This window comes from Inquilinus sp. Marseille-Q2685 (assembly GCF_916619195.1).
Classification (GTDB): Bacteria; Pseudomonadota; Alphaproteobacteria; order DSM-16000; family Inquilinaceae; genus Inquilinus.
The window spans coordinates 1171474-1196270 of record NZ_CAKAKL010000001.1 but is presented as its reverse complement, the minus strand read 5'-3'; the positions used below and the strand labels follow the sequence as shown (position 1 = coordinate 1196270).

Below are 24797 nucleotides of genomic sequence, written 5' to 3'. Positions count from 1 at the left end.
GGCTCAGGCCTCCACCACCTCGAACGCCCGGTCGTGCCTCAGCGTCGGCAGGGCCGCGCGGGCGGCGCGGACCCGGTCGAGGTCGAGATCGGCCAGCACCAGCCCGACCTCGGTCCTGGCGTCGGCCAGCACCTCGCCCCAGGGCGACACGATCAGCGAATGGCCCCAGGTGCGGCGGCCCAGGTGATGCGTGCCGGTCTGGGCCGGGGCCAGGACGAAGCAGCCGGTCTCGATCGCCCGGGCCCGCAGCAGCACCTCCCAATGCGCGGCGCCCGTGGCGCAGGCGAAGGCGGCAGGCACCGCCAGGATCTCCGCCCCCGCCTTGGCCAGGGCGCGATGCAGCTGCGGGAAGCGCAGGTCGTAGCAGATGGTCAGGCCCAGCCGGACGCCGCCCGGCAGCCGCGCCACCACCCCGGTGCCGCCGGGCGCGAACTGCGCGCTTTCGCGATGCACCTCGCCGTCCGGCAAATCGGCGTCGTAGAGGTGGATCTTGTCGTAGCGCGCCAGGATCGCCCCGTCGGGGCCGAGCAGGTAGGAGCGGTTGGCGAAGCGCGGCTCCTCCGTGCGGACGACGGCGGAACCCAGCAGCAGCGCCGTCCCGGTCTCCCGCGCCAGGGCGCGGTAGGCGGCCAGCGCCTCGTGCCGGTCCTCGGGCTGCGCGCGCTCCCGCAGCAGCGCCGGGTCCTCGATGATCGCATCCGCCACCTCCGGCAGGGCGATCAGCGTTGCCCCGCGGGAAGCGGCGTCGCGGACCAGGGCGCCGGCGGCGGCGATGTTGGGGCCGACCTCCGGCCCGACATTCAGCTGGATGCAGGCGGCGCGGATCACGGTCATTTCGCCACCGACACGTTCCAGTAGCGCGGCGCATCGGCCGGCCACACCTTGAAGCCCTGAATCCGTTTGGCCACGGCGTAGTCCGAGGCGTGCAGATACAGGCTGGCGGCCGGCGCCTCCTCGGTGAACAGCCGGCCGATCCGGTCCAGCACCGACTGCATCTGCGCCCGGTCGGTGGTGGCGTTGGCCTGGGCCAGCAGGTCGATGGCGCGCGGGTCCTTCCAGATCTTGCGCGGCTGCAGGCCGATGATCCGCTCCCACTGGCCCAGCGGGTCGAGCCGCGGCGAGTAGGAGAAGGACTGGGTCTGGAACTTGCCGGTCTGGTAGGCGTCGAGCTGGGCGGTCCATTCCAGTACCTCAAGCTCGACGTTCAGCCCGACGCCGCGCAGCATGTCCTGCATCAGCACGCCGCAATCATACATCTCGGCGTAGCGCTTGTTCGCGGTCATGACGATGCGCTGGCCCTTGTAGCCGGCCTCGGCCAGCAGGGCCTTGGCCCGCTCCGGGTCGTAGGGCAGGGCGTCGGTCTGGGCCTGGGAATGGTAGGGGCTGAACTCCGGCACCGGCGTCGCCTGGAACTTGGAGCCGCCGAAGGTGACGGCCTCGGCGATGGCGGCGCGGTCCAGCGCCATCACGATCGCCTGCCGCACCCGCTTGTCCTGCAGGATCGGGTCCTCGGACTGCAGGATCAGCGCCTCCCAGCCCGGGGTGATGCTGGACTCGACCGTGAAGGCCGGGTTGTCCTGGATCTGGATCCGGTCCTGCGATTCCAGGGGCGCGGTGTCCAGCGCGCCGGCCTGCAGCGCGGTCAGCTTCGCCGTGGAATCGGGCATGATGTTGAAGCGGACCTTGTCGACGAACACCTCCTTGCGCCCGACATAGCCGCTCATCGCGTCGTCGCGCGGGGTGTAGCCGTCGAAGCGGGCCAGCTCGATGTACTGCCCCGGCCGCCAGTCGGACAGGATGAAGGGGCCGGTGCCGACCGGCTTGTCCCAGCTGCCGTCCGGCTTCACCGAGGTCGGGTGCAGCACCGGCGTGCCGCCGCAATCCATCCGCGCCAGGTTGTACAGGAAGCCGGCGCTCGGCCGGTCCAGCACATAGACCACGGTGTCCGGGTCGGGCGCCGTCACGCTCTCGACCTTCAGCCCGTTGTCGCCGGCGTAGACGTCGCGGCAGCGCCATTTCGTCGCCGGGTCCATCAGCCGGTCCCACGACCATTTCACCTCGGCCGAGGTCATGGTCGCGCCGTTCTGGAACCTGACGCCGCGGCGCAGCTGAAAGGTGTAGGTGCGGCCGTCCGGCGACACGTCCCAGCGGTCGGCCAGCATCGGCCCGACCTCCAGGTCCTCGCGGAAGCCGACGAGCCCCTCGACGATGTGCTGATGCACGATGTCGGTGGCGCCGTCGCGGTCGACGCCGGGATTGGTGCTGCGGATGTCGGCTGACAGCACGGTGTTGATGGTGCCGCCACGCGGCGTCTCGGCCGCGGCGGGAACCGCGACCAGCACCGCCGCCGTAGCCAGAAGCATGAGCCGGTTCATTCTGCCCCCTGTCTGTTCGTGGTTATGCGCCGAAGGCGGTGGCCCGGCCGGGGCCGAGCACGTCGTGGAAGAAGTCGCGCGCCCGCTCCGCCACCGCCGCGAAATCGTGGGCGGCGCCGGGGATGATGTCGTGCCGCACCGCCAGGCCATGCGCCTGCAGGTTGCGGCGCAGGCTGGTCAGCCGGGTGATCCGATTGGCTCCGGCCCGGTTGGCGTCCTCCATCCAGTGCCGGCTGCCGGGGCGATGGGTGATCGACACCGTCTCCAGGTCGCTGTCGCCGACCGCCAGATGCACCGGCACGCGGCGCAGCGCCTCCAGGTCCGGGGTGCGGCCGAAGATCCGTTCCATGTCCCGCGTGCCCACCCACCAGCTGCGCTTCGGGTCGATCAGCGTGACCGACCCCGGAGCGCCGATCGACACGGCGCGCAGCCGCTCCGGATGCAGCAGCAGGAAGCGATGGGCGAAATGGGCGCCGCCGGAGAATCCCGCCAGGCAGAAGCGGTCAAAGCCCAGTCCGGTGCGCGCCTCGGCCTCCGCCACCATTGCCAGCAGCAGCCGGTCGTACCGGATGTCGCCCTCGGCCAGGTATTTGTAGCCGTCCTCGTTGCCGTCGCCGAGCGGATCGGCCGGGAACAGCGGCGCCAGCACCACGGCGCCGTGCCAGCGGGCGAAATCGGCGAAGGCGTCGCGGCTCGACTCCACGCCCCGCAGGCTGCCATGCACCGACACCAGCAGCGGCACCCGCTCGGTCCCGCGCAGCTGGGGCGGCACGAACAGGCTGTAGCCGAAGCGCGGATCGGCCCGGCAGGAGAGCAGGGGTGTGGTGCCGGTGCGGCGCGGAACTGCCGACGCCGGCTGCGCCGCCGTTCCGGAGGCTGCCATAGAAGCTGATTCCAAATCCGCCTTCAGCACGCCGCCGTCCGCCATTTGGCTTTCTCCAAAATTGGCGCCAATTTTTCCATGACGATAGACGTCAAAATCGCGGACGGCAACCCGGCATGCTACAACGGCGGCTGGCGCGCCGGAGCGCGCACGGAACAAGACACCGAAGGGCGATGAAGCGGCAGGACACGGATCAAGGGCGGGTCGGGACGCTGGTCGAGGCGATCCGGGACGACATCCTCTACGGCGTCTACCGGGCGGGGGAGTGGCTGAAGCAGATCGATCTGCAGGAGCGCTACGAGGCCAACCGCTTCGAGGTGCGGCAGGCGCTGGTCGAGCTGAAGAATCGCCGGCTGGTGGAGCACAAGGTCAACAGCGGCTTCCGGGTGGCGGCGCCCGATCCGGAGGAGCTGCTGCATCTGAAAGCGGTGCGGACGATCCTCGAGACCGGCGCGGCGGAGCCGGTGGTGGCGCGGGCGACGGCGGCCGACCTGGCCGAGCTCGACGACATCGCGGCGCGGTTCGAGCAGGCGATCGAGACCGGCGATCCGCCGACCCGGACCGAGCTGAACTACGCCTTCCACCGCCGGCTCTACGACATCGCCGGCAATCCGGTGCTGGCGGCGCTGATCCACGACATGCGCGAGCGTGGCCAGTCCGGCACCACCGGCCGCTGGTTCACCCTGGCCGGCTTGCGCCTGAGCGCGCAGGAGCACCACGCCATGATCGCCGCCATCCGCGCCCGCGACGCGGCGGCGCTGAGGCAGCTGATCGACCACCACATCAACCGGCGATAGCGCTAGCGGCCCGGCAGCTTGTAGCCCTCCTGCTTCGCCCAGGCCAGGAAGTCGTCGATCGATTCGATCTCGCTGCGCTGGATGCCGGGGGCGTCGAAACCGCCGCCGGCATAGGGGTTATAGCCGCTCGATTTCCGCTTCGTCCGCTCGACGGGGTAGTTCCCGTCCTTGTCCGGCTTCACCTGCAGGGCATAGTCGATGAACCTGTCCCGCTCATCGACCTTCAGCCCGGCGACGTAGTTGGTCATGGCCGCCGGATCGATGCCGAGCCGCCGGGCGATCTCGGGCTGCAGCGCCAGGTAGGGCCGGCCGTCCTCGTCGCAGTTGGCGAAGCTCTCCGGCTTCTCCACTCCCGGCAGCGCGCCCTTCATGTAGGCACCGAACATCGGCTCGCGCCGGTTCGCCTCCTGGACGTGGCGGTACTGCGAGATCGCGGTCACCAGCACCGCGGTCAGGAGCCACCCCGCGGCGCCGGCCATCGGCCCGCCCAGGCCGGTGATGCGGCCGACCGCCGCCGCCGGCCCCGAGAAGCTCATCACCGTGCCCGGCACCCAGGCCGCCGCCATGGCGACGTCGCCCTTCCGCAGCTCGTTGGCGACGTACAGGACCGACAGCGCCTGGAAGCTGTAGGTCAGCCCGCGCGTTACCCATTCGTAGCGGGGCAGGCCCTGGATCGCCGAGAAGCTCGGCTCCTTCCGCAGGCTGTCGGCGAAATGCAGCATCTGGTCCGCCGCCGAGGCCGAGAACCACCAGCCCCAGGCCTGGTCCAGGATCGGGTATTTCTGGTCGGTGTACATGACGCCCCAGGCCTGCAGCCCGGCGGTCAGCAGATGCGACCCCGGCCCGACCAGGCCGGGGCGCGCCACGATCTCCATCGGCGGATTGATCGTCTGCCAAGTGCCGCGGGCCATGTCGGCCAGCCGCGCCCAGTTGCCGGTGCGGTTGGGGTCGAAGCCGCGCGCATATTCCGACAGCGCCTGCCGGGTGGCCTGGTTGGACGCGGCCGCCTCGGCGGCGGCGACGGCGCCCGGCTTGGGCTCCAGCGGCAGCCCGGGGGCGAAGCCCCTGCCGTTCTCCTTGCGCGACCCGATGATCTCGTAGATCGCCCAGCGGCCCATGCGCGAGACGAAGCCGAGGTCCGGCGCCCCCGGGACCTGGGGCGACCCCTCCGTCGGCGGCTGCTGGGTCTGGGCGACATGCTGGAACAGCGCCAGCGTCGTCACCGCGTCCTCGCGCAGCGCCTGCCGCGCCGGTTCGCCCGTGCCCAGGCGCCGGGCGATCTCCGAGACCGGGTCCGAGGGCGGCAGCTGGCCCAGCCGGTCGATCAGCTTGTCCAAATCCTCGTCCGGGATCTTCTCCAGCAGGGCATGCTCGCGGTCGCTGTCGATCCGGTTCAGCTGGATCGCCGCCTTGGGGCTGGCCATCAGCAGGACGGAGATGTCGCCATCCTCCTGCTTCAGGCTGTCCTGCAGCTCGTCGCGGGCGTGGAACAGGCGGCCGCCGCCCGGCTGCTTGCGCCACTCCTCCGGCAGATCCTTCAGGGCGTCGAGCGTCAGCACCGTCAGCTCGCCGGTCCGGTCGACCTTGTCCAGAAGACCCTTGTGATGCTCGGACAGCGCCTTCACGCCGTCGGCATGGGCTTCCGGCGAGACGTTCTGACCGCCGGTGCCGGCGACGCCGAGGAAGTCGGTCTTCAGGGACTTTCCGGTGTCGCCGGCCGACGCCATGATCTTCTCGACCCCCTGCCCGGCGAGGTCGAGGATCTTGTCGGCCTCCGCGGTCCGGCCCATGCCGCGCAGCTTCTCGGCCAGCGCCACCGCCAGCTTGGGCGAGCTGCGCATCTCCTTCATCGATTCGCGCAGGGCCACGCCGGTTTCGCCGGCCAGCCGCATGCCGGCGTCGCCGGATTTGCGGGCCACCTCGTCGATCGGCTTGGCCAGGATCTCGGCCATGCGGTCGACCGCGGGCTCGCCGCTGCCGTTCTTCGCCTGGGCCAGCCGATCGGTGACGACGGCCAGGGTGTCGACCGCGCGGTTGAACTTGACCTCGCCCGGCATGGTCCGGGTCGACATTCCCTGCTCGGTGGTGAAATGCAGCATGTCGGCCACCGCGCGGTCGGCGATGTCGCCGGCGCCCGGGATGGCGCGCTCACCGGGCGCCGCCTCCTTGCCCATGACCACCCGCACGGCCAGCTCGGGCGACAGCTTGGCGGTCTCGGCGTCCAGCGCCGTCAGCACCGGCACGCCGTCGGGGTCCTTCAGGGCCTCGTCGATGTTGTTTTCCTTGCCCTGGATCGCCTGGACATGCGGCAGGGTCAGGACGCTGTCAGCGGCATCGCGGATGGCGGCGGAGTAGGGGCTGCCCGCGTCGGCGCCGCCGGCCGTGATCAGGATGTCGCCGATGTCGCGCACGGCCCTCTCGCGGTCGGGGCTGTCCTTGGTCAGCGCTTGCATCTGCCGGATCGCGGCGTCGCGCAGCGGCGCCCAGTCGTTGCTCTGCTTCGCCCTGGCATAGCTGTCGCGCAGCGGCCCGAAGATGCGGTCCAGCTCGTCCAGCGTGTCCTGGCGGGCGCCGTCCACGATCTCGGCGAAGCCGGGCTGGCCCCGGCCCGTGGCCTTCACCGGCGCGGCATGCGCATCCAGCGCAGCGGGCAGGGCGGACGGGTCCAGGGCCACCGGCAGGCCGGCCTCCAGGAAGCCCTGCTTCAGCAGGTCCTTCGCCTCGCTCTCCTTGGCGCTGGCGTTGTTCTGCACGTTCGGCAATTCCATCTGGTACTGCTTGCGTTCGCCCGGCTCCATCGGCCCGGCCAGACTCCGCTGCATGTCCGCCGCAGAGTTGCGGGACGCCAACGCCTCCTGCGTCGTGGCCACGGCCTTCTGGACGGTGTCGAACAGCGGCTTCTCCAGGAACTCCAGCGTGTCGCCGGCCTGGATCAGGTTCGGATTGTCCTTCAGCCGCGGCAGCATCAGCAGCATCTGCTCGCGGGTGAAGCCGTGCTCGCCGCCGATGCCGATCACGGTGTCGCCGTAGCGGATCTGGCGGACGATGACCCCGCCCGGATTGGTCTGTTCGGCCGGGCCCTGAACGTCGCGCCGCGCCCGGTCGACCGCCGCGGTGAAGCCCGCTCCCTGCGCGGGTTGCACCGGCGCAGCCTTGGCGGGCTGCGGGGTTCTACGATGGCCGGACAGCGGCGTCAGCATGGCGGACCTCTCCCTCAAAGAGAAAGCGCATCCACGCCGCCTGGGTCACGGTCCTTAGCGACGTTGGGTTACCAGAAACACTCTATCAGCACGCTGCTTATTCCGGTCACGAAAGCGTCATCAACAATCGGCGCGACGACATCCGGCCTGTCGACAGGCCGGTGAAGGCGATCAACTCACGCGCATCGGGCCGGTCGGGAGCGGCATGGCCGGCCCGCCCGTCCGGTAGGCTTCCGGGGCCTCACGATGTCGGCGCGCAAAAGAAAAGGGCCCAGCGCTGCCGGCTGGGCCCTTGATTTGGTGGAGCCAAGGAGGATCGAACTCCTGACCTCTACAATGCCATTGGGGAACAATGGCAAGAAGACCAAAGGCTTGACCTAGCAAAGCACCGCAATTCGACGCACGAAATCGCAGGAGTCTGCGAGTGTTGCGTGCGAATAGCGTGTTAGCACAGACCCGGCCCGCCGGCCAGAGGGACGGCGAGTCCGTGCCCGACCGCCTGCGCTCGATCGCCCGGCAGGTGGACCGGCTGAGCCGGCTCTACGGCGGCGATCCCGAAACCCTGTTCGCGGAGAAGGAGGACGCCGTCCGTGAGCTGCGCCGGCTCGCCGCCGCTATCGAGCGGAGGGCGGCATGAAGGGCCGCGGCGTCAACGCGACCGGCCGCAGCAAGGCCGAGCCGTTCGTCCGGCTGCCGATCTGGATGCTGAAGTCCGAGGCTTGGCGGACCCTGACCCCGAACGCGGTCAAGTTGCTGATCGACCTGTGGTCGCGCCACAACGGCCAGAACAACGGCGAGATCGCCTATGCCGTGCGCGACGCCGAGGGGATCGGCTTGGCGAAGTCGCCCGCGGCACGCGCCTTCGAGGAGCTGGTGGAGCGCGGCTTCCTGAAGGTCCGGCGGGCCTCGACCTTCGACCAGAAGAACATGGCTCGTACTTGGGAGCTCACGGCGGAGCCGGTGGGCGGGAAGCTGGCGACGAAGGATTTCATGCGATCCGCGTCCCCCCAGCGGGACACGAACGGTAAGATGAAATCCAAAAGCCAGTCCCCCCAGCGGGACACCCAGTCCCCCCAGGAGGACACGGAACGGCCGAACCTTCGAAACGAAGGGTCTATAGTCCCCCCAGAGGGACTGTCAGGGCCGAATTCGCCCCCGTCACAGTCCCCCCAGAGGGACACTTCTAATATACCAGGGAGTGTTGAGCCGGCCGCAGTGCGCGGCGACGGCGTCGGCCCCCGACAGCCAGAGCCGGCGACGCGCACGGATGCAGCAGAGCCGAGGCACGTCGGCGGCCATGTCGACCTGATCGTCGAGCGGCTGGCCGCGTCGTCGTCGTCCCTCCCGCCGTTTGGGTCCCCTCTGTCGTCGCCGCCGGCCAACCCACACGACAAGCAATATTGTTACCCTCCGGCGGCCGATTGCGAACGGCTCGCAACAAGCGTCTCCAACCCTGAGACGTTGGACGGCGCGACGTTCGCACACTGGCTGAGCGATCTGCTCGACGCCGGCATCGACATCGAGGCGCTGGGAACCGCATCCGGGCTCGGCACTGGCGGCATCCGCAACATCGCGACCGGCAAGGCGCGTGGGACCCGGCCGAGCCAGAAGCGGATCGTCGGCGCCGTCATGGCAGTGATCGGCAGGAGGGCGGCATGAGCGGCGATCCCTACTACAAGACGGCCGAATGGAAGGCGCTGCGGGCGGCGGTGCTGAAGCGCGACCCGATCTGCCGGATGCCGGGCTGCACGGCGCGCTCGACCATCCCGGATCACATCGTGCCGCGGCGCAGGGGAGGGGCCGACAGCATGTCGAACCTGCGCGGCGTCTGCCATGCCTGCCACAACCGGATCACGGCGCACGGCCAAGCGATGCGGCCGAAGGGGTGCGATGCCCAAGGCTGGCCGATCGACCCCGACCATGCATGGAACCGCAACGGAGGGGCATCGTGACGGTCCGGCTCGGACGAAAAATGTCTCACGGCTGGGCCTTGGGACCGGCGCGGGCACTCTTTCGAGAGTTAGTTACTGAAGGTAACCAGCCATGGGCCTGAGGGGACCGGGCGCCAAGCCGGTGAAGTCTCGGCTGAAGGGCGGCAAGCCGGCGAAGAAGGCGGCGCAACCCTGGACCAAACGGGGCCTGTCCCGCTCGGATCGGGTGACCGTCTTCATTGAGAGCCTGCCGATCACCTCGGGCGTGCTCGCGGGCGAGCGCATGCGCCTGCGCGAGTGGCAGCGGGCGATCATCCGGGCGATCTATGACCCGGTGCGCGACGACGGCCTGAGAGTGGTCAGGACGGCTCTGCTGACGATGCCGCGGAAGAACGGCAAGACCGGGCTGGCGGCAGCGCTGGCGCTCTGCCACCTGTGCGGGCCGGAGGCCGAGGCGCGCGGCCAGGTCTATTCGGCGGCGGCGGACAAGAACCAAGCCGCGCTGCTCTACGCCGAGATGAAGGCGATCATCGAGGCGGTGCCCTGGATGGCCGAGCGCATCGTGGTCCGCGACTTCAACAAGCACCTCGAGGACGCCGAGACCGGCTCGATCTATCAGGCGCTGTCGGCCGAGGTGCGGAGCAAGCACGGCTTCTCGGCCAGCTTCATCGTTTACGACGAGCTGGCGCAGGCGCCCGACCGGCACCTCTACGACGTGCTGACGACCTCGACGGCGGCGCGGGCCGAACCCCTGACGGTGGTGATCAGCACGATGTCGCCGGACCCGCTGCACATCATGTCGGAGCTGGTCGCCTACGGGCGCCAGGTGCTCGACGGCGTGATCGTCGACCCGACCTTCCACGCCTCGATCTTCTCGGCGCCGATGGAGGCGGACCCGTGGTCGGAAGACACGTGGCGGGCCTGCAACCCGGCGCTGGGAGATTTCCGGTCGCTGGACGAGATGCGGACCAGCGCCATGCAGGCGCGGCGCATCCCCGCGCGCGAGACGGCGTTCCGGAGCCTGTACCTGAACCAGCCGGTGAACGACGAGAAGGGGCTGATCAAGCGGGCCGACTGGCTGGTCTGCCAGGTCGAGGCGATCGACGCCACGGCGCTACGCGGCCGGCCCTGCTGGGGCGGGCTGGACCTGTCGAGCACGACGGACCTCACGGCGCTGGTGCTCTATTTCCCGGACGATGGCGGGGCCGTCCTGCCGTGGTTCTGGCTGCCGGGCGACAACCTCCAGGATCGGGCCGACCGGGACAAGGTGCCCTATGTCGAGTGGCGGGACGCCGGCTACCTGGAGACGCCGGCGGGCCGGGCTGTGAACAAGCTCGCGGTGGCGCAGCGACTGGCCGAGATCGCGGCCGAGTTCGACCTGCAGGGCATCGCCTTCGACCGCTGGAGGATGAAGGACCTGCAGCAGATCCTCGATGGCGAGGGCATCGACCTGCCGCTGGTGGAGTGGGGGCAAGGGTACGTCAGCATGGGGCCGGCGCTGGACGCCTTCGAGACAGCGATCTTGAACGGCAACCTGAAGCACGCCGGGCACCCGGTGCTCACCTGGAACATCGCCAATGCCGTCGTGACCAGCGACCCGGCCGGTAACCGGAAGCTGGACAAGGACAAGGCCCGGACCCGCATCGATGGCGCCGTCGCGCTGGCGATGGCCTGCGGCCTGCACGCCAAGACGCCGCCGGTCCCGGTCTTCGAGTTCGGCGGCGATCGCGTGCTGGTGGCTTAGGCCGACAGAGATGTTATTCTCACGATGGCGAACCGTGGCAATTACAGCTGCGGAGCCATTCTAGGGAGATATTTTATGGCGACTCTTTTGATAAGCTATGATTTGGTCAGAGAAGGATCAAATTACGAAAAGAAGAGGGATGCAGTCGTTAAGGAGATTGAGGGTATTGGTACAGAACGATGGCATATGTTGACTACTACATGGTTGGTGGTCACGTCCGAAACACCAGAGCAGGTTCGGAACAAAATCGGAAAACATCTCGACTCAAACGATAAGCTCATTGTGTTGACGGCGAATGCGCCGGCGGCCTGGAAGGGATTTAACGACGCAGGATCTGCTTGGCTCAAAAAAGTCCTGAAATGATCCTCGGGGGACGGGCGGCGGCGCCGCCCCTCCTTCTAATTCGTGCACCGATCGCCTAGCCAACCCATGCCATCGTGCTGTCATAACCACTATCCGGCTCGTCCTTGCCCTCGGCGATCACGGCCTCGATTGCCTGAATTGCCACCTGCAGTTTGGAAAGCTTCTCCAGCTGTGTTTCATGGTGAGGTCCAGCAAGCCGATAGGCTTCGATTGCCCTCTGCTCAATCAATGCGCTATGCAAATTCTTAAGATCTTCAATCGTCTTCTTCGGCATTAGCTTTTTTCCTGCGGTTGGGTGAAATTTGGTACCCACGCTCGACCAATTGCCGGATGGCATTCGGTCGCGTCGGTTTCGGCTCCGGCTGGCCCTCGATCCAGGCATCGAGCCGGGCCAGATCTTCCGGCGGCATGCGGACGCCAACCAGTATCGCGTCGACGCGCGGTCGACCTCTCGATTTTCTGTTAACAGATATTGTCTTGGCCATGAATATCTGATAACAGAAAAGTCGGGCCGGAACAAGGGTGGCACCCCTCGCTCCGGTCCTGACCACCAACCTCACGCATGGAGTGAAGGCAATGGCTGACACCATTCATACCACGCATCAGGACGATCACATCTGCACGGCCGAGGAGGCGGCGGCGCTGGAATTCGAGCCGTGGCGGGAGGAGGAGACGCCCGACATGCCGCGCAGCGCGATGGAGTGGCTGGAGTTTCTCCGTACTCATGCGCCAATTCTCACCCTAGCCGGGGCGATGATGTTCCGGACGAAGACGCAGTTGATCGATGCTGCAAGGGAGATCGACGGAGGGCATTTCGATGATTTCCACGACGCGTTGCGTCGGACCATCGGTTCGTTTGAGGCCATCGTCGAGATGCTAAACGCGACCGAGGCACGATTTCTTGTAGCCGGATCGGCAGCGGTGCTGCAGGCGGAGGGGCGGCGATGAGCCCGTTGCACGACGCCGTTTCGGCGCTGGAGGGCGACCTGCTCGCCACCAGAGAGCTGGTCCATGCTCTAGCGATGATGACCGAGGCTATGGTCGCCGCCGACGACAGCGACCGAGGCGCCATCGGACAGGTGGTGAATTGCGCCGAGATGCGGGTGGACGCCTTGATGGAGCACTGGAAGCGGCTGTTTGATCTGTCGCGTCAGACCATGAGCTGAGCAGCTCCGGGGAGCAGCGAGGAGGGCGGCCGGGGCAACTCGGCCGCTTTTGTTCTTTCCTGCATCAACCGATTAAGGTATACCTTCATCATCTGATGGAGGTGCGAATGAGCGTCAGCGAGACCGAAACCCTTCTGAGCGACCCGCGGTTCACGATCTCGCAAGCCGCTGCGGTGGCGGGCGTCGAACCGGGCGCTGTGAGGAACTGGTTCCAGCGTGGGCACCTGATCCTCGCCGACGAGGACCGCAAGGCCATGGAGGCCGGATACGCCCACAAGCTGACGCTGCGGCGGGTGCTGCAAATCGCAATCGCGGCCGAGCTTGTCGCATTCGGGATTTCGCCAAGCAAAGCCGGATGGTTCGCGGCGAAGTTCACGGATCTCGGGGAAGGAGATGCCGGGTGGGAAGGTGAACCTTCGTTTCACCGTCCGGTCATCACCCGGCGGCCCGGCCATCTGTTCAATGATGGCATGACAGTGCTTCAGATTTCCCGAACCGCCCTGGAGCTCAGGGCAGAAGTCGTCAACATCCACTCGAAGACGAATGCGTTGAGTTTCTTCACCAAAGGTGGCGCCGTCCTTCTTCTGGACCTCACCGATCTCGTCTTTCAGGTGCGGGCCAAACTCGGGTTGCCGCGCTGATGAATCCCCTCTCGTCCGGTTCCTGGCGGCTGCGCGGTCCAGCCGGGCGTCCCAAGCCCCGTCCCCTGGGCGAGAGGGCTCGAAGCTTTGGTCTTGGGCTTCGGGATGCTCATTGGGGGAAACGGGGCAAGGCCGCACCTATTCACCAATCGGGTCCGCGCCGCGACGGGCGACCATCGGACCCGACGCCCCCGCCGCCGCGTCTGGCACTGGCGGGGGCTCCTATCCCGCGCTGATGGCGCAACCCGGATTGAGCGTCGGACGACGGCCAGTCCCTTAGATGGAGCATCTTCATGACCCTTCGAGAGCTGCGAGCCAAGTTGGAAGGCACCACCACCAAGCTGAAGGAGATCCGCGACGCGGCCCTCGCGCGCGGCGGCGACCTGACCGAGGACGAGACCCGGCAGGCCGAGCAGCTGGAGACCGACTATCGCTCGACCGAGCGGCTGATCCGCGTGCAGGAGATGACGGACGAGCACGACCGTCGCGCCGCCGGCCAGCCGATCGGCGGCACCGGCGACGACCGGCTCGACGCCGAGCTGCGCGGCTTCAGCCTGACCCGCGCCATCGCCTCCCAGGTGCCGAACCTCGGCGTTGATGCCGGCCGTGAGCGCGAGCTGTCGGCCGAGCTGGCACGCCGCGCCGGCCGGTCCTTCCAGGGCATGGCGGTGCCGCTGTCGGTTTTCCACCAGCCGATGGAACAGCGGGTCATCACCACGACGGCGCCGGCCGGCGGCCCTGGGTCCAACCTGATCGCGACCGATCACCGGGGCGACCTCTACATCGACCGGCTGCGCGCCGCCCTGCGGGTCCGCCAGCTCGGCGCGACCGTCCTGTCGGGCCTGACCGGCAACGTCGATATCCCGAAGCTGAAGGCCAGCGCCACGGCCGGCTGGGTGGCCGAGAACTCGGCCCTGACGCCGAGCGATCAGCAGTTCGCGAGCGTCGGCCTCCTGCCGAAGCACGCCGGCGCGATCACCGAGTTTTCGCGGAACATGCTGATGCAGTCGTCGCCGGACATCGAGCAGCTGATCCGCGCCGACTTCGCCGCCATCCTGGCCGAGGCGGTGGACCGCGTGGCGATCCTTGGCGGCGGCACCAACGAGCCAACCGGCATCCTGGCGACCTCCGGCATCGGCAACGTGGCGATCGGCACCAACGGCGGCCCGATCACCTGGAGCGCGGTCATCGACCTCATCGCCCAGATCGAGGTGGCCAATGCCTCGGCGACGGCCTTCCTGACCAACCCGAAGGTGGTGAAATCGGCCCGCAAGACGCCGAAGGTGTCGAGCACCGACTCGGTGATGGTCATGGAGGCGCCCAACAGCCTCGCCGGCTATCCGCTGGCCAGCACCAACCTCGTCCCGTCGAACCTCGACAAGGGCACCTCGGCGGATGTCTGCTCGGCCCTGATCTTCGGCAACTGGGCTGACCTGCTGCTCGGCTACTGGTCCGAGTTCGACCTGTTGGTCAACCCGTATGAGAGCACTGCCTACAGCAAGGGCAACGTGCAGGTTCGCGGCATGCTGACGATGGACGTGGCGGTTCGGCACCCCGAGTCGTTCGCCGCGATCCAGGACCTGACCACGCCGTGAGCGCGACGCTGGAGAGGCGGCGGGCCATCGAGTTCCGCTCGGACGGGCGGAAGCTGGTCGGCTATGCCGCGACCTTCGGCACGGAGGCGAAGCTGGGCTCGATCGTCGAGACGATCCGGCCCGGCGCCTTCCGGGCCTCGCTGGTGGCGGGTCGGGACATCCTGGCCCTCGCCGATCACGACCCGTCCAAGGTCCTGGCGCGGACGCGCAGCGGCACCCTGCGGCTGTCGGAGGACGCGCGGGGCCTCGCCTTCGAGCTGACCCTGCCGGACACGCAGGCCGGCCGCGACGTGCTCACGTTGGCCGAGCGCGGCGACCTCGGCGGCATGTCGTTCGGCTTCGTCGCCACCGACGCCGCCTGGCCGGAGAAGAACCGGCGCGAGCTGCGGGCGGTGGAGCTGCACGAGATCAGCGTGGTGAGCGCCTGGCCGGCCTATCAGGGCACCGAGGTGCAGGCGAGGGCCGCGAGGCCGTCTACGCCTCGCCTGGACGCGCTGCGGACCTTCCTGGAGGGCGCGCGATGACGATGCTCACCCGGATCGCTGCGGCCGTCCTGGGCCGCGAGACGCGCGCCGATCCGCCGCCGCCGACCAATGCCGAGGCGCTGGCGCCCTACCTGGGCAACTTCGGCTCGGGCGGGCGCTATGTCTCGGCGCACACGGCAGAGAACCTGTCCGCTGTCCTGGGCGCGGTCGGAGCCATCTCGACGGCGCTGTCGAGCCTGCCGGCAATCGTCTACCGCCAGGAGGGCGCCGACCGCATCGAGGCGCCGACGCATCCCCTGGCACGCCTGATCGCCGCCGGTCCGAATGCATGGCAGGATTGGCCGGACTTCATCGAGTGGACGGCGGCGCAGGCTCTGCTGCACGGCAACGCCCTGGCCGAGATCGTCACCGATGGCCGCGGCGCCGTCGCGCAGCTGGTGCCGATCCCCTGGGGCAATGTGTCGGTGCAGATGCTCCAGAACGGCCGGCTGGTCTACGACGTGGTGGCCTATCAGGGGCCGTTCGGCGGGACCGGCCGCATGCGCCGACTGCTCGACAGCGAGGTGGTCCACATCCGCGACCGCAGCGACGACGGGCTGATCGGACGGTCCCGGCTGAGCCGGGCGCGGGCGACGTTCTCGACCGCGCTGGCGGCGCACGAGTATGCGGCGGCGACCTACGAGAATAAGGCGGCGCCGTCCGGGGCCCTGATGGTCAAGGGCAAGGCCAACGGCGACGCGCTGAAGCGTCTGCGCGAGCAGTTCGAGGCAGCCTTCGCCGGCCCTTCCCGTGCGGCCCGGGCGCTGGTGCTCGACCAGGAAACGAGCTGGAGCCAGTTCCAGATCATGTCTCCGGAGGACGCCGAGCTGCTGGCCAGCCGGAAGTTCTCGACCGAGGAGATCGCGCGGATCTTCAACGTCCCGCCGCCGATCATCCAGGACTATTCGCACAACACCTTCACCAACAGCCAGGCGGCCGGCCGCTGGTTCGCGCAGTTCACCCTGTTGCCCTGGGTCAAGAAGCTGGAGGCCGGGTTCCGGCGGGCGGTGCTGGGGCAGGGCTACAGCATCTCGCTCGACCTGTCGGAGTTCATGCGGGGCGACGACGCTGCGCGGTGGGCGGCACACAAGATCGCCGTCGACGCCGGCATCCTCGAACCCGACGAAATCCGGGAGATCGAAGGCTGGAACCCGCGCGGGAGGGCCGCGGCATGATCACGCTGGCCGAAACGAAAGAGTACCTGCGGGTGGACGGCAGCTATCAGGACGAGATGATCCAGCGGCTGATCGACGCCGCCGAGCAGTTCGTCCGGGACTACACCGACCAGGATTTCGCGGACGGGGCGCCGGAGCCGGTGAAGACCGCGGCGACGCTCTATGTGTCCGCGCTGTTCGACGGCGAGCTGGACCCGGCGATGACGCACATCCGGCTGCTGCTGAACCCGCACCGGCTGTTGGGGCTGGCGTGATGGCAGAGCCGATCCGCCTTCCCCGGCTGCTGAAGGAGCGCGAGGCCGCTGATGCCCTTGGGGTGTCGGTGGACACGTTGCGACGGGAGCGGCGCCGGAACAGGATCGGCTTTACCATGATCGGCGGCAGGGTCCGCTACACCGAGGGGCATCTGGCCCGCTACATCGAAGATCGGAGCATCGAGCCGTGCGGCGGAAGGGACAGGACCAGCGCTTCCAGATCGGAGAATACTGGCTCTCTCGGAGGCCCAACAGCCGCGCCTGGTGCCGGACCTGGTTCGACGAACGGGCTCGACAGACATGCCGCGCATCTCTCGGCACGGATGATCTTGAGCGGGCGAAGCTGATGCTCGCCGGCTGGGTGCAGGAGAACGCCGAGATGCGGCATCAGCGGCCCGAAGCGGTGCCGTTGGCGACGGTGATGCTCCGGTGGTACAGCCAGCACGCGAAGAAGCTGCCGAGCGGCGAGGCGTACCGGTACGCGCTCCTCCGCTGGTCCGACTTCTTCGGCCCGGCTCTGGTCTCCGAGGTGACGCCGGCCCGCATCCGCGAGTTCATCGGCGCCATGCGGGCCGAGAAGCTGTCCCCGAGCTACATCCGCCGGACGCTCGCCGCCGGCAAGGCCGCACTGTCCTGGGCAGTGAAGGAAGGCGAGATCACCGCCGCCCCGTTCATTCAGCTGACCGAGGAGTCGGAGGCGCGCGAGCGGGTGATGACGATTGAGGAGGCGCGCCATCTGCTCCGGGCCGCGGCACTGGAGCCGCTGCACGTTCGCCGGTATCTGATGCTCGCCTTCGCGACCGCCGCGCGGCCGGCGGCGATCCTTGAGCTGACGACCTGGCAGTGCAGCGTCGCCGATCGGACGATCCATCTGAACCCGCGCGGCCGGAAGCAGAACAAGAAGCGCCGGCCGTCGATCCCGATGGCGGAGACGATCGTCCCGATGATCGAGGAGGCCGGGGCTGGCCTGCTGGTCCAATGGAACGGCCAGCCCCTGCAGTCAATCCGCTCGGCCTTCGAGCGCATGGGCCGCCGGGCTCGCACGCTGTTGCGTGTGGAGGCTGCGCCGGCCGTGCTGGCCGCTGTGGAGGGCAGGGGAGCGAGAGGCTGCCATTGCGGCGCTGAAGCGCGCCAAGGCCGCCGGGGACGCGATGCTGGACATCACGGCCTATACCGTTCGCCACACCATGGCGACCGAGATGCGGCGCCGCGGTGCTCCAGTCTGGGAGATCGCCGGCTTCCTCGGTCATTCGAGCGGGTATAAGACGACAGAACGGTACGCAAAGATAAGCCCGGACCACCTGGTGGGGTGTGTCCGGGCTATCGATGCTTACTTCGCGGACCTTGGCCCCGTGGTTGGCGCCCTCGGCCTCGGTCCTTCTATCAACCCCGGTGCGTGCGAGTTGCGTGCTACCCGGGTCAAGTCCGGGGGACTGGAGCCCCCGGTTTCTTTGGTGGAGCCAAGGAGGATCGAACTCCTGACCTCTACAATGCCATTGTAGCGCTCTCCCAGCTGAGCTATGGCCCCGAAACTCTGGGCGACGCACCGTCCGGCGTGTTTTCCGGGGGGCGTCGGCGGGGGCGGATATTATTCAACCGCCCCGCCTATGCAAGAGGTTTTTTGCAGGTTTTTTGCAGAGCCCGCGATCAGCGGTTCCGCTCCTCGCCGTCGTCCTCGATTTCGACGTCGACATCCTCCTCGCCGAGGTCGTCGGCGTCCTCGATCAGGACGTCCTCGTCCTCGCCGAGATCCTCCTCGGCATCGAATTCGTCGGCCGGAGCCTTGTCCTTGCCGGGGACGTCGTCCTCCTCGTCCTCGGTCAGGGTCTCGTCGAGGTCGCCCTCGTCGATCACCTCGACCTCCTCGGCCGCTTCCTCGGCGCCGCTCTCCTCGTCGGACTCCTCCTCGAGCAGCGCGTCGCTGTCGTCGTCATTGACGGCGCGGGCCTTCTCGACCGGCTCGTCGATGATGGTCGAGCGCGACCGGCGCGACTTCAGGAAAGCCTCCGGGTCGAACTCGGTGCCGCATTTCGGGCAGATGATCGGGTCGCGCTGCAGATCGTAGTAGCGGGCCCCGCAATTGTGGCAGATGCGCTTGGCGCCCCATTCAGGCTTCGCCACGCCGAGCCTCCTCGGGTCATGTCGGGATAGAGGGCGCCATCTGCCACGCGAAATGCCGCCTGTCAAAAACAAAACGTCGCCGATCTGGCCGGTCGCCGTTCCACCGTCGTCCCGGCCATGCTATCAGCCCGCGGTTCGGCAGTTCTCGCCCCGGGGCGCAACCCGGGGCCGGTGATGGGGATGGTCGCCTTGCATCTCGTGATCTCGCGCCCGGCGACATCGGGTGCCCGGAATTCGGCGGCATGACCGTCATCGCCATCGACGGCACCGCTGCCTCGGGCAAGGGCACGCTGGCCCGCCGCCTGGCCGCCGCCTACGGCTTCGACCATCTCGACACCGGCCTGCTGTACCGCGCCGTGGGCGTCGCCGTGCTGCGCGCCGGCGGCAGCCCGGACGACCCGATCGCCGGCCTCGCCGCGGTGCTGGCGCTCGATCCGGCGGCGCTCGGCGACCCCGATCTGCGCGGCGACGCCGCGGCCCAGGCGGCCAGCCGGGTCTCCGCCATTCCCGGGGTGCGCACCGCCCTGCTCGACTTCCAGCGCCGCTTCGCCGCGCGCCAGCCGGGGGCGGTCCTCGACGGCCGCGACATCGGCACGGTGATCTGCCCGGACGCCCCGGCCAAGATCTTCGTCACCGCCACTCTCGAAACCCGCGCCGCGCGCCGGTGGAAGGAGTTGCGGGAGCGCGGCCACCAGTCTATATACGACGAGGTTCTCGACGACCTGAGACAGAGAGACGAGCGCGACCGTCGCCGCGCCGTGGCCCCCTTGGTCCCGGCGAGCGACGCTTTTCTGTTGGATACGAGCCAGCTGACGGCGGACCAGGTGTTCGATCAGGCTCTGGCTTATGTGTCCCGCCGGATCGGCCCCCCGCGCGACGCTGTCTGACTTTCGGGCCGTCGTCGAACACATGATGGAGATTCGGGCATCGGGCCCGACCCGGCCATCGCGCTCTCCCAGGCGGGACGACCCGCCGGCGCGGCGACCGGTTTGTCTCTAACGGGAGTTTTCATGGCTACTAGTTCCGCCGCCGTCAAATCGACCGAGAAGGAAAGCTTCGCCGCCCTTCTCGAGGAATCGCTCGGCCAGTCCGAGAGCTTCGAGGGTACCGTCGTCAAGGGTCGGGTGATCTCGATCGACAACGACATGGTGCTGATCGATGTGGGGCTGAAGTCCGAGGGGCGCGTGGCGCTCAAGGAATTCGCCGTCCCCGGCCAGCCGGCCACGCTGGCCGAGGGCGACACCGTCGAGGTGTTCATCGAGCGTATGGAGGACAAGAACGGCGAGGCCGTCCTGTCCCGCGAGAAGGCCAAGCGTGAAGAGGCCTGGACCGCGCTCGAGAAGTCGTTCACCGATCAGCTGCGCGTCACCGGCGTGATCTTCGGCAAGGTCAAGGGCGGCTTCACGGTCGACCTGAACGGCGCCGTCGCCTTCCTGCCGGGCAGCCAGGTTGACATCCGGCCGGTGCGCGACATCAGCCCGCTGATGGGCACGCCGCAGCCGTTCCAGATCCTCAAGATGGACCGCTCGCGCGGCAACATCGTGGTATCGCGCCGCGCCGTGCTCGAGGAGAGCCGCGCCGAGGCCCGCTCCGAGCTGGTCGCGAACCTCAAGGAAGGCCAGGTCCTCGAGGGCGTGGTCAAGAACATCACCGACTACGGCGCCTTCGTCGATCTCGGCGGCGTCGACGGCCTGCTGCACGTCACCGACATCGCGTGGCGCCGCATCAACCACCCGTCCGAGGCGCTGCAGATCGGCCAGGCCGTCAAGGTCCAGGTCGTCCGCTTCAACCCGGAGACCCAGCGCATCAGCCTCGGCATGAAGCAGCTCGAGGCCGATCCGTGGGAGGGCGTGGTCGCCAAGTACCCGGCGGGTGCCCGCTTCCGCGGCCGCGTGACCAACATCACCGACTATGGCGCTTTCGTCGAGCTGGAGCCGGGCATCGAAGGCCTGGTCCATGTCTCGGAGATGAGCTGGACCAAGAAGAACGTCCATCCGGGCAAGATCGTCTCCACCTCCCAGGAGGTCGAGGTGATGGTGCTCGACGTCGATCCGGTGAAGCGCCGCATCAGCCTCGGGCTGAAGCAGTGCCTGCCGAACCCGTGGGAGGTGTTCGCCGAGAAGTACCCGGCCGGCACCGAGCTCGAGGGCGAGGTCAAGAACATCACCGAGTTCGGTCTGTTCGTCGGCCTGCCGGGCGAGATCGACGGCATGGTCCACCTCTCCGACATCGCCTGGGACCGTCCGGGCGAAGAGGCGATCCAGGACTTCAAGAAGGGCGACCAGGTCAAGGTCAAGGTCCTCGACGTCGACGTCGAGAAGGAGCGCATCAGCCTCGGCATGAAGCAGCTCACCGAGGACACCTTCGAGAAGGCGGCCACCACCGGCGGCCTGCGCAAGGGTGAGATCGTCACCGGCACGGTCACGGAAGTGAACGACGGCGGTGTCGAAGTCTCGGTCGGCGACGGCCTCGTCGGCTTCATCCGCAAGTCCGACCTGTCGCGCGACCGGTCGGAGCAGCGCCCGGACCGCTTCGCCGTCGGCGACAAGGTCGACGCCAAGGTGATGCAGGTCGACCGCGCTGCCCGCAAGGTCTCGCTCTCCATCAAGGCCAAGGAGGTCGAGGAGGAGAAGCAGGCGATGGCCGAGTACGGCTCGTCCGACTCGGGCGCCTCGCTGGGCGACATTCTCGGCGCCGCCCTGCGCAAGGCGCGCGAGAACACCGAAGAGAAGTAAGCCGCCGGCCCCACGGCCCCGGCCGGGCCCGCCTCCTCCGGGAGGCGGGCCTTTTCTTTGGGCTTTCGCGGATCGGGCGTGTGTGCGCCCATCCCAATCTGCTCATTGACAACCGGCCTCCACTGGCCGAGGGACGGGGCGGGGGGAAGAGAAAGCGCCGGATCCGATTCAGAAAGGCCCTTCTATGAGCGCTGCCGTGACCTCCCCATCCAAGGCGATGGCCGTCATCCGCGTCTCCAGCGGCAACTTCCTGGAGATGTACGACTTCATGGTCTATGGCTACTACGCCGCGTACATCGCCAAGGTCTTCTTCCCGACCGGCAGCGAGTTCGCCTCGCTGATGCTGTCGCTCGGCACCTTCGGGGCGGGGTTCCTGATGCGGCCGCTCGGCGCGCTGGTGCTCGGCGCCTATATCGACCGGCACGGGCGGCGCGCCGGCCTGCTGCTGACGCTGGCGCTGATGGCGGTCGGCACCCTGACCATCGGCCTTCTGCCGGGCTACGAGACCCTGGGCCTGCTGGCGCCTGTCCTGGTCCTGCTCGGCCGGCTGCTGCAGGGCTTCTCGGCCGGGGTTGAGCTCGGCGGCGTCTCGGTCTACCTGACCGAGATCGCGACCCCGGGGAACAAGGGCTTCTACGCCTCCTGGCAGTCGGGCAGCCAGCAGGTGGCGGTGATCGTCGCCGCCCTGCTCGGCGTGCTGCTCAGCGCGCTGCTGCCGCCGGAGGAGGTCGCGCTGTGGGGCTGGCGGGTGCCGCTCCTGGTCGGCTGCCTGATCGTGCCGCTGATCTTCCTGCTGCGCCGCTCGCTGCAGGAGACCGAGGCTTTCCAGGCGCGGGCGCACCGCCGCCCGACCGTGTCGCAGATCCTGCGCTCGCTGGCCGACAACTGGGCCATCGTCCTGCTCGGCATGATGCTGGTGACGATGACCACGGTCAGCTTCTACCTGATCACCGCCTACACCCCGACCTTCGGCAACCAGGCGCTGCACCTGGCCGGCATCGACAGCCTGGCGGTGACGCTGTGCGTCGGCATCACCAACCTGATCTGGCTGCCGCTCTCGGGCGCGCTGTCCGACCGCGTCGGCCGCCCCCCGATCCTGGTCGCCTGCACCGTGCTGATGCTGGTCACCGCCTATCCGGCGATGCTGTGGCTGGTCGACGCCCCGTCCTTCGGCCGGCTGCTGGAGGTCGAGCTGTGGCTGTCCTTCCTCTACGGCAGCTACAACGGCGCGATGATCCCGTTCCTGACCGAGATCATGCCGGAGGATGTGCGCACCAGCGGCTTCTCGCTGGCCTACAGCCTGGCCACCGCGACCTTCGGCGGCTTCACCCCCGCGGTCTGCACCTGGCTGATCCACGCCACCGGCAATTCGGCGATGCCCGGGCTGTGGGTGTCCTTCGCCGCGCTGTGCGGCCTGGTCGCGACCCTGCTGGTGGTCCGCGGCCGCCGCGGCACGGCCCCGGAGATGCGCCCGGCGGAATGATCCCTCGGGGCGGAAATCCCTTTGTCCAGAAGCACTTGTCCTTGATTTCGGCCGGCCGGGCTGGCACCATCCCGGCTTGCCGTCAACTCAAGCGAGGCGATGCGGCTATCCGTGTCGACAAAAAGGCGGCGGACAGGGATTCGGGAGACATGACCAAGTCCGAACTGATCATGCGGCTTGCCGAGCGCAATCCGCACCTCTACCAGCGTGACGTCGAGCGCATCGTCACCACCATCTTCGACCGGATCACCGCGGCGCTGGCGGAAGGCCAGCGGGTCGAGCTGCGCGGCTTCGGCGCCTTCTCGGTGAAGCGCCGCGACGCCCGCACCGGGCGCAACCCGCGCACCGGCGTGGCGGTCGACGTGTCGGAGAAGCTGGTGCCGTTCTTCAAGACCGGCAAGCAGCTGCGCGAGCGGCTGAACACCGAAGACTGACGGGCCCGCGGCCCGGCCATCACGAGGGATAGCCCGTGCGGTACATCGCCTGGATCGTCACCATCCCCTTCGCCCTGCTGCTGCTGTCCTTCGCGATCAGCAACCGCGAGCTGGTGACGCTCGGCCTCTGGCCGCTGCCGTTCCGGATCGACGCGCCGGTGTATCTGGTGGCGCTGCTGCCGCTGCTGCTCGGCGTGCTGATCGGCGGCCTCGTGCTGTGGTTCGGCCGCTTCGCCACCGGCCTGCGCATGCGCCGGCTGGAGACGCGCCTGGCCGCGACCCAGAAGGATCTGGAAGGGCTGAAGGCGCGGCAGCGCCCCGGCGTCCCGGCGACCGCCAACCGCAACGGCGAGCCCGCGCGCCCGGCCCTGCCCGCCGCCGGCCAGCGCTGAAGACATCATCATGCTAGCGATCGATGCCGCCGCCCTGGATCGGGCGATCGACACGCGCGCCCTGATCGAGGCGCTGCGCCAGGCTTTCCGCCGCGAGGTCGAAGCGCCGCTGCGCCACCACCACACCGTGCCGACCGCGGCCGGCGACGCCACCTTGCTGATCATGCCGGCCTGGGAGCGGGAGCAGGCGATCGGCATCAAGCTGGTGTCGCTGATGCCGGGCAATCCGGCGAAGGACCTGCCCTTCATCGTCGGTTCCTACCTGCTGCTCGACGGCGCCACCGGCGTGCCGCGGGCGATCATGGACGGGCCGACCCTGACCAACCGCCGCACCGCCGCGGCCTCGGCCCTGGCCGCCGACTACCTGGCCCGGCCGGACGCCTCGCGCATGGTGATGGTCGGCGCCGGTGCCCTGGCCCCGCATTTCATCCGCGCCCATGCCGCCGTGCGGCCGCTGTCCGACATCGCCGTCTGGGCCCGACGGCCGGAACAGGCGATGGATCTCGCCGCGCGGCTGGCGGCGGAAGGGCTGCCGGTCCGCGCCGTTGCCGATCTCGAAGCTGCGGTGCGTGAGGCCGACATCGTCTCCTGCGCCACGCAGTCGCGGGCGCCGATCGTGCACGGTGCCTGGCTGAAGCCCGGCGCCCATCTCGACCTCGCCGGCGCCTATATGCCGGCGATGCGCGAGAGCGACGACGAGGCGGGGCGCCGCGCCCGCCTCTTCGTCGATACCCGCGCCGGCGCGCTGGCCGAGGCCGGCGACCTGCTGCAGCCGATCCGGGCCGGGGTGATCGGCGAGGATTCGATCCTGGCCGACCTGCACGACCTGACCCGCGGCACCGCGCCGGGCCGCGGCGCGCCGGACGAGATCACCCTGTTCAAATCGGTCGGCACCGCCCTCGAGGACCTCGCCGCCGCCCGGCTGGCGGTCGCGGCGCTGGAAGGGCAGGGGGCATAGCCCAGGCCTTCCGCTTTCTGTCATTG

28 protein-coding genes and 1 tRNA gene are annotated in these 24797 nt (G+C 68.7%); 22 read left to right on the top strand and 7 right to left on the bottom strand.

The window, feature by feature from the left end; translation table 11 throughout:
• Positions 1-3: 3 nt before the first annotated feature.
• The 3 genes from LG391_RS05605 to LG391_RS05595 are packed head-to-tail and all read right to left on the bottom strand — an operon-like array spanning position 4 to position 3258.
• Positions 4-834 carry a carbon-nitrogen hydrolase family protein gene (locus LG391_RS05605; protein ID WP_225766997.1) on the bottom strand — a complete coding sequence of 277 codons (831 nt, stop codon included), beginning with the start codon at positions 832-834 and terminating at the stop codon, positions 4-6.
• Positions 831-2375 carry an ABC transporter substrate-binding protein gene (locus LG391_RS05600; protein ID WP_225766996.1) on the bottom strand — a complete coding sequence of 515 codons (1545 nt, stop codon included), beginning with the start codon at positions 2373-2375 and terminating at the stop codon, positions 831-833. The genes LG391_RS05605 and LG391_RS05600 overlap by 4 nt, the downstream gene beginning before the upstream one ends.
• A 22-nt stretch (positions 2376-2397) precedes the next feature.
• Entirely contained in the window at positions 2398-3258 is an 861-nt protein-coding gene (locus tag LG391_RS05595) for an alpha/beta hydrolase (protein ID WP_225766995.1), read from the bottom strand.
• A gap of 173 nt (positions 3259-3431) precedes the next feature.
• Between LG391_RS05595 and LG391_RS05590 the strand changes: the two genes are divergently transcribed.
• Positions 3432-4055, top strand: a complete 624-nt coding sequence (locus LG391_RS05590) for a GntR family transcriptional regulator (RefSeq protein WP_225766994.1) — start codon at positions 3432-3434, stop codon at positions 4053-4055.
• A gap of 2 nt (positions 4056-4057) precedes the next feature.
• Here the strand turns inward: LG391_RS05590 and LG391_RS05585 are convergent, their stop codons facing one another.
• Entirely contained in the window at positions 4058-7255 is a 3198-nt protein-coding gene (locus tag LG391_RS05585) for a hypothetical protein (RefSeq protein WP_225766993.1), read from the bottom strand.
• A gap of 487 nt (positions 7256-7742) precedes the next feature.
• Here LG391_RS05585 and LG391_RS05580 point away from each other — a divergent pair, with 487 nt between their 5' ends.
• From LG391_RS05580 to LG391_RS05560, 5 genes are all read left to right on the top strand, one after another.
• Positions 7743-7892 carry a hypothetical protein gene (locus tag LG391_RS05580; protein WP_225766992.1) on the top strand — a complete coding sequence of 50 codons (150 nt, stop codon included), beginning with the start codon at positions 7743-7745 and terminating at the stop codon, positions 7890-7892.
• Positions 7889-8914, top strand: a complete 1026-nt coding sequence (locus LG391_RS05575) for a hypothetical protein (protein WP_225766991.1) — start codon at positions 7889-7891, stop codon at positions 8912-8914. The genes LG391_RS05580 and LG391_RS05575 overlap by 4 nt, the downstream gene beginning before the upstream one ends.
• Positions 8911-9207: an HNH endonuclease gene (locus LG391_RS05570; protein WP_225766990.1), complete on the top strand. Its 297-nt coding sequence runs from the start codon at positions 8911-8913 to the stop codon at positions 9205-9207. The genes LG391_RS05575 and LG391_RS05570 overlap by 4 nt, the downstream gene beginning before the upstream one ends.
• A 91-nt stretch (positions 9208-9298) precedes the next feature.
• Complete coding sequence (locus LG391_RS05565) at positions 9299-10930, top strand: terminase large subunit (RefSeq protein ID WP_225766989.1); 1632 nt, start codon at positions 9299-9301, stop codon at positions 10928-10930.
• Positions 10931-11005: 75 nt separating this feature from the next.
• On the top strand, positions 11006-11293 hold the full coding sequence (locus LG391_RS05560; RefSeq protein ID WP_225766988.1) for a hypothetical protein: 288 nt from the start codon (positions 11006-11008) through the stop codon (positions 11291-11293).
• Positions 11294-11348: 55 nt separating this feature from the next.
• Here the strand turns inward: LG391_RS05560 and LG391_RS05555 are convergent, their stop codons facing one another.
• Positions 11349-11567 (bottom strand): hypothetical protein, encoded by a 219-nt coding sequence (locus LG391_RS05555; RefSeq protein ID WP_225766987.1) that lies wholly within the window; start codon positions 11565-11567, stop codon positions 11349-11351.
• A 302-nt stretch (positions 11568-11869) separates the two neighbouring features.
• On the opposite strand from LG391_RS05555, the gene LG391_RS05550 reads away from it, so the two are divergent.
• The 10 genes from LG391_RS05550 to LG391_RS35005 all read left to right on the top strand — a co-directional run bounded on the left by LG391_RS05550 (position 11870) and on the right by LG391_RS35005 (position 18150).
• Positions 11870-12241, top strand: a complete 372-nt coding sequence (locus LG391_RS05550; protein WP_225766986.1) for a hypothetical protein — start codon at positions 11870-11872, stop codon at positions 12239-12241.
• Positions 12238-12459 carry a hypothetical protein gene (locus tag LG391_RS05545; protein WP_225766985.1) on the top strand — a complete coding sequence of 74 codons (222 nt, stop codon included), beginning with the start codon at positions 12238-12240 and terminating at the stop codon, positions 12457-12459. The genes LG391_RS05550 and LG391_RS05545 overlap by 4 nt, the downstream gene beginning before the upstream one ends.
• A gap of 107 nt (positions 12460-12566) precedes the next feature.
• Positions 12567-13100, top strand: coding sequence for a hypothetical protein (locus tag LG391_RS05540; protein ID WP_225766984.1), 534 nt, complete (start codon positions 12567-12569; stop codon positions 13098-13100).
• A 293-nt stretch (positions 13101-13393) separates the two neighbouring features.
• Complete coding sequence (locus LG391_RS05535) at positions 13394-14695, top strand: phage major capsid protein (protein ID WP_225766983.1); 1302 nt, start codon at positions 13394-13396, stop codon at positions 14693-14695.
• A complete protein-coding gene (locus LG391_RS05530; protein WP_225766982.1) occupies positions 14692-15219 on the top strand; it encodes an HK97 family phage prohead protease in 528 nt (175 codons plus the stop codon). Before LG391_RS05535 ends, LG391_RS05530 begins: the two co-directional genes overlap by 4 nt.
• Entirely contained in the window at positions 15216-16394 is a 1179-nt protein-coding gene (locus LG391_RS05525) for a phage portal protein (RefSeq protein WP_225766981.1), read from the top strand. The genes LG391_RS05530 and LG391_RS05525 overlap by 4 nt, the downstream gene beginning before the upstream one ends.
• Complete coding sequence (locus tag LG391_RS05520; protein WP_225766980.1) at positions 16391-16648, top strand: head-tail connector protein; 258 nt, start codon at positions 16391-16393, stop codon at positions 16646-16648. Before LG391_RS05525 ends, LG391_RS05520 begins: the two co-directional genes overlap by 4 nt.
• Positions 16648-16995 (top strand): helix-turn-helix domain-containing protein, encoded by a 348-nt coding sequence (locus LG391_RS35010; protein WP_225766979.1) that lies wholly within the window; start codon positions 16648-16650, stop codon positions 16993-16995. The genes LG391_RS05520 and LG391_RS35010 overlap by 1 nt, the downstream gene beginning before the upstream one ends.
• The gene (locus LG391_RS05510; RefSeq protein WP_225766978.1) at positions 16995-17912 is read left to right on the top strand and encodes a tyrosine-type recombinase/integrase; all 918 of its coding nucleotides are present in this window, start codon (positions 16995-16997) and stop codon (positions 17910-17912) included. Before LG391_RS35010 ends, LG391_RS05510 begins: the two co-directional genes overlap by 1 nt.
• Complete coding sequence (locus LG391_RS35005; protein WP_225767642.1) at positions 17800-18150, top strand: tyrosine-type recombinase/integrase; 351 nt, start codon at positions 17800-17802, stop codon at positions 18148-18150. The genes LG391_RS05510 and LG391_RS35005 overlap by 113 nt, the downstream gene beginning before the upstream one ends.
• On the opposite strand, the gene LG391_RS05500 is transcribed toward LG391_RS35005, so the two are convergent.
• Positions 18101-18176, bottom strand: a tRNA-Ala gene (locus LG391_RS05500). The genes LG391_RS35005 and LG391_RS05500 overlap by 50 nt on opposite strands.
• 119 nt (positions 18177-18295) lie before the next feature.
• Complete coding sequence (locus LG391_RS05495) at positions 18296-18769, bottom strand: TIGR02300 family protein (protein WP_225766977.1); 474 nt, start codon at positions 18767-18769, stop codon at positions 18296-18298.
• A gap of 242 nt (positions 18770-19011) precedes the next feature.
• Between LG391_RS05495 and LG391_RS05490 the strand changes: the two genes are divergently transcribed.
• The 6 genes from LG391_RS05490 to LG391_RS05465 all read left to right on the top strand — a co-directional run bounded on the left by LG391_RS05490 (position 19012) and on the right by LG391_RS05465 (position 24771).
• Positions 19012-19656: a d(CMP) kinase gene (locus LG391_RS05490; protein ID WP_225766976.1), complete on the top strand. Its 645-nt coding sequence runs from the start codon at positions 19012-19014 to the stop codon at positions 19654-19656.
• Between the two features lie 123 nt (positions 19657-19779).
• The gene (gene rpsA / locus LG391_RS05485) at positions 19780-21504 is read left to right on the top strand and encodes a 30S ribosomal protein S1 (RefSeq protein WP_225766975.1); all 1725 of its coding nucleotides are present in this window, start codon (positions 19780-19782) and stop codon (positions 21502-21504) included.
• Positions 21505-21700: 196 nt separating this feature from the next.
• Entirely contained in the window at positions 21701-22987 is a 1287-nt protein-coding gene (locus LG391_RS05480; RefSeq protein WP_304608395.1) for an MFS transporter, read from the top strand.
• A 149-nt stretch (positions 22988-23136) separates the two neighbouring features.
• On the top strand, positions 23137-23421 hold the full coding sequence (locus tag LG391_RS05475) for an integration host factor subunit beta (RefSeq protein WP_225766973.1): 285 nt from the start codon (positions 23137-23139) through the stop codon (positions 23419-23421).
• 35 nt (positions 23422-23456) lie between these two features.
• Positions 23457-23813: a lipopolysaccharide assembly protein LapA domain-containing protein gene (locus tag LG391_RS05470; protein WP_225766972.1), complete on the top strand. Its 357-nt coding sequence runs from the start codon at positions 23457-23459 to the stop codon at positions 23811-23813.
• A 10-nt stretch (positions 23814-23823) separates the two neighbouring features.
• Positions 23824-24771, top strand: coding sequence for an ornithine cyclodeaminase family protein (locus LG391_RS05465; protein ID WP_225766971.1), 948 nt, complete (start codon positions 23824-23826; stop codon positions 24769-24771).
• Positions 24772-24797: the final 26 nt, after the last annotated feature.